This window comes from Clostridium sp. CAG:43 (genome assembly GCF_000434655.1).
Classification (GTDB): Bacteria; Bacillota; Clostridia; order Lachnospirales; family Lachnospiraceae; genus Otoolea; species Otoolea fessa.
The window spans coordinates 9,482-12,450 of sequence record NZ_FR895029.1; the positions used below are offsets into that span (position 1 = coordinate 9,482).

General features: G+C 51.2%; 2 protein-coding genes and 1 pseudogene. 1 reads left to right on the top strand and 2 read right to left on the bottom strand.

Annotated elements, in window-relative coordinates; all coding sequences use genetic code 11:
• Positions 1-147: 147 nt before the first annotated feature.
• Both QVO97_RS02315 and QVO97_RS02320 read right to left on the bottom strand, forming a co-directional pair.
• Positions 148-1,098: a 3'-5' exoribonuclease YhaM family protein gene (locus QVO97_RS02315; RefSeq protein WP_022358800.1), complete on the bottom strand. Its 951-nt coding sequence runs from the start codon at positions 1,096-1,098 to the stop codon at positions 148-150.
• A gap of 23 nt (positions 1,099-1,121) precedes the next feature.
• The gene (locus QVO97_RS02320; protein WP_273379686.1) at positions 1,122-2,396 is read right to left on the bottom strand and encodes a S1C family serine protease; all 1,275 of its coding nucleotides are present in this window, start codon (positions 2,394-2,396) and stop codon (positions 1,122-1,124) included.
• A 279-nt stretch (positions 2,397-2,675) separates the two neighbouring features.
• On the opposite strand from QVO97_RS02320, the pseudogene QVO97_RS02325 reads away from it, so the two are divergent.
• Positions 2,676-2,969 (top strand): annotated as a pseudogene (locus QVO97_RS02325) (endonuclease MutS2); the annotation flags it as partial.

The window sequence follows — 2,969 nt, forward strand, 5'->3', positions numbered from 1 at the left end:
CGAGAAGGCTCCCACCTCTTTAGGTGGTGAGTCCTGATTCCTATTTTTTCGTTCCCCCGCTTCTGCAAGGCAGCATCTGCTTGTGCAGCGCTGTTTTCTTTTTCTTATATACATTTAGACTCATTTTAGATGTCTGTTATCTTATTATTATTCCGTCGGCGTCGTCTTTCTCACATTCGTCTCCAGGAAACGGTTATATCCGAGCCAGCCCGGATTCTCCCCGCCGCTCTTTAAGACTTCCAGCATCGTCTCCATCTTCGCATCGGTATTGTCCGCGAAATTCAATGCCAGCGCCTCCAGAAGCGCCGGTTTCTTCGGGGAACCATACTCTAATTCGCCGTGGTGCGCAAGGATGCAGTGCTTTAACTCCGCCGCTGTCTTTGCTGGGAATCCCGGAATCTCCTTAATACGGTCTGCAACCATCATCGTGCCGATCACGATATGACCTAAGAGCTGACCGTCGTCCGTATAATCATTTTCCGGAAATGCGGATAATTCCTGCACTTTTCCGATGTCGTGGAACAGCGCCGCCGTCAGAAGCAGATCGCGGTTCAGCGCCGGATATGACTTCGTGTAGAAATCACAGAGTTTCATAACACTTAACGTATGTTCCAAAAGTCCGCCCACAAAACCATGATGCACACTCTTCGCCGCCGAATGGAAGCAGAATTTCTTCACAAATGCCTTATCTTCCAGGAAATAGCTGGATGCCAGCTTTTTCAGGTACGGATTCTGGAAAGACTGCACCAGAGCCGTCAGCTCCTGATACATTATCTTGATATCCTTTGAGCTGACCGGAAGGTAATCACTTTCCTGATACTCGCCCTCGTCCGCCTTGCGTATGCGCTTGATATTTAACTGGTTGGAACCCTGGAAGACCGTCACATCGCCGTCCACATAGACGTACTGCAGCGGCTCAAAATCATTGATGCCCGGGGAACTTAAATCCCAGATTTTGCAGTCTACCGTGCCTGTTTTATCCTGAAGCAGCACGGAAGCGTACTCTTTTCCGTTTTTCGTCACCGCGTGCTGTTTCGTCTTACATAAATATACGTCCGAGACTCTCATCCCTTCCCGGAACTGTTCAATATATCTCATTCTGCCTATATCCTCCTGAATTTCTATCTGGCGCGCAGAGATACCAAAAATGGAATTTCCGTGTATCCGTCGCGCCCTTTCCGCATCACATTTACCGATACAGACACGCCGCTCGCGGAATTTTCAATCTGCGCCTGGAGATCTTTGAAACTTCCGATCTCCTTTGTGCCAAATTTCACAATAATATCGCCGGGCTGGATGCCAGCGTCATATGCCGGGCTGCCGGAGACTGCCTCCGTCACGTAAACGCCCGCCGGAATGCCGCTCCCCTGCATCGCACGGCTCACATCCTGTCCCAGGATGCCCAGATATGCCGCCGAAACGCCATTCGTCAGCCGCTCCAGAATCGGCTTGTAGCTGGAAATGGTGTACGCCGCCGTCCGATCCGTACAGCTCTCGCTGCGGCAGGACTCCGATGTCCAGCCGACCATCTCTCCGGCTGTATTGATCAAAAAGGTACCCGTCTGCGAATTGCTGCTGATATCCGCATACAGGATCCGCGTCAGTCCATCTGTAATCTGCACATTGCGCGCCACGTAGGATACCGTTCCGAACGAAAGCGAATGCACCTGTCCGGACGGACCGCCGATACCTACGAGGACATCGCCTGCCTTGACCGTATATGAATTGGCAAGTGAAAGCACCTGCACCTTTTTCCGCTCTTCTTCCGGCAGATTGCCGGACGGCACCGCCACAACTGCCATTCCGAGCACTTCGTCAATCTGGCGCACTGTACCAGCGATCTTCGTTCCATCCGAAAATCTCACATTGATCGAATCTGCCGCCCGCACCGCATCGGCGTAAGTAAAGATCAAAAATTCTCCATCACTCTCCGCGATGACTGCACCTGCATAATCACCCGTATTTTCCACCGGGTTTCCAAATATATCCGTATCCTGTTTGCCGGAGCTGACCGTCACGATCGACTTATCACCCTGTTCCCCGATTCCACGCAGCACCGACGTCATCGAATTGAAATTGTCTGCGGAAAACTGATAGCTGGAAAGCGCCTCGCTGACCGCCTCATCAATCTCCTGCTCCATTTGTTCCGGCTGCGCTGTCATATCCGCATCTGCACCGTCCGACGGCGAAACAGAGTCCGGATCGTCCTTGGAAAACTCGACTGAGGATGTCTCCTGCATCCCATTTTCCTGAAAACACCGATCCGCAAACGGCTTTACCGCCGCAAACGAAACCGCCGCGACTCCTCCAAATACGGCTGACGCGCATACAAAGAGAGCCACCCGCTTCGCAATCTGTTTTCTGGTCAGCGGCGGCTTCACTATCGTTTCTCTCATGAATTCCCGTTTTTCCTTTTTTTCAAGTTCTTCTGAATCCGGCATTTCACTTTCCCCTTTGCATAACATATCCTAATTATACTTTCCTTCTTAAGGTTATGCAAGAAAAAAGTGCGAATGCTTGGCTAGACGGCGGGGAATGTGATATAATGTGAACACTTGACGAGGTCTTTTCGAGTCTAGTGAGAACTTATACCTGACCACTTAATGAGGTCTTTCACGAATTTAGTGGTCACGGTATCATGTGAACACCATTTAAATTAAGAGGATTACCACAACATGAATGAAAAAGCATTAAAAACTCTCGAATATACAAAGATCATCGACCAGCTCACGGAGTACGCCTCCACGGAGATGGGAAAACAGATGTGCCGGGAACTGCAGCCGTCCTGTGATCTGGGGACGATCCGGCAGAGCCAGACGGAGACGACCGATGCCCTGACGCGCGTCCGCATGAAGGGAAGTCTCTCCTTCGGCGGCGTGAAGGATGTGCGTGGTTCCATGAAACGTCTGGAAATCGGAAGTTCCCTGGGGATCCCGGAGCTTCTCGCTGTCAGCTCCCTGCTGACAGTC